We start from the raw sequence: 1,247 nt of genomic DNA, 5'->3' as shown, positions 1-1,247 counted from the left end.
TGAGCCGCCCCCTTCATTCGGTCCGGACGTTCTGTGAGTCGTCGGTTTCCATTTGATGGGTGCACTGCCGAGCGTACTCGGCTGGGGTTAGGTAGCCGAGCGAGGAGTGCCGGCGGTGGTGGTTGTACTCGTCCTTCCAGTCGCCGATGATGACCTGTGCGTGCAGCAGCGAGTAGAAGCTGTTGATGTTGAGGCACTCGTCGCGGATCCGGCTGTTGAACGACTCGACGTACCCGTTGCGCCACGGCGAGCCCGGAGGGATGTAGGACAGGCCGGTGCGGGTGCCGGCCCAGTCGGCCATCGCCTCGCTGATGAACTCCGGCCCGTTGTCCGACCTGAGCACCGCCGGGGCACCCCGGGCGGCGACGAGGTCCTCGAGGTGGGCGGTGAGTCGGTCGGCGGTAATCGAGCGCTCCACGAGGCCGCCGATGCACTCCCGGGTGTGTTCGTCGACGATCGAGCAGATCTTGATCAATCGTCCGTGCTCGTCGGCGTCGAACTGGAAGTCCACCGCCCACACCACGTTCGGCGCGTCCGCCGTCGGCGCGTCGACGGTCGAGGACCCGACGCGCTTGCGTCGACGCCGCTGCGGGACCCGGAGCCCTTCGTCACGCCACAGGCGTTGGATCTTCTTGTGGTTCACCACCCACCCCTCGGCGCGGGCGTCGTGATACGCCCGCCGATACCCGTAGCGGGGATGGTCCTTCGCCCAGGCGCGCAGCCACTCCCTGAGCGCCCGATCCGGGTCCGCGACCGTGTCGCCCTTGAGCGGTCGCCGATACGCGGAGCGGCTCAGCCCGACCAGACGGCACGCCATCCGTTCGCTCACCCGCAACTTGCGCTTGAGGTGATCGACGGCGGCGCGGCGCCTGTCCGGGCTTAGAAGTTTCCCTCAGCCAGCTCCTTGAGCGCGGCCTTCTCCAGCTCCGCTTCCGCGAGCAGACGCTTCAGGGTCGCGTTCTGCTTCTCCAACTCCTTCAGGCGCTTTGCGTCGTCGGCCTTGAGGCCGCCGTACTGGTTCCGCCACCGGTAGTACGTCTGCTCGGACACCCCGAGCTCCCGGCACACCGCCGCGACGTCCTGACCATCGGCGAGCATCCTGTCGGCCTGCCCGAGCTTACGGACGACCTGCTCCGGGGTGTGACGCTTCCTGCTGTTCGTCATGATCTGACCAGTCTCCCTGCCCGCGACCGCGGGCAACAGGACGACTCTCATAACGACTGGACCTACAAAACGGGGTCAGCCCA

1 protein-coding gene is annotated in these 1,247 nt (G+C 67.1%); it reads right to left on the bottom strand.

Annotated features, from left to right (window positions below; all coding sequences use genetic code 11):
• Positions 1–13: 13 nt before the first annotated feature.
• Positions 14–1,164, bottom strand: a protein-coding gene (locus tag AA983_RS14505; RefSeq protein WP_156170482.1) for an IS3 family transposase whose coding sequence is annotated in 2 segments (ribosomal slippage) — positions 14–894 and positions 894–1,164 — 1,152 coding nt in all. Because the reading frame shifts where the segments join, the coding sequence is not laid out codon by codon here.
• Between the last annotated feature and the right edge of the window lie 83 nt (positions 1,165–1,247).

The sequence above is a fragment of the Dermacoccus sp. PE3 genome (genome assembly GCF_001021715.1).
GTDB lineage: Bacteria > Actinomycetota > Actinomycetes > Actinomycetales > Dermatophilaceae > Dermacoccus > Dermacoccus abyssi.
The sequence above is the reverse complement of the archived record's forward strand: the minus strand, read 5'-3'. Positions and strand labels throughout refer to the sequence as shown.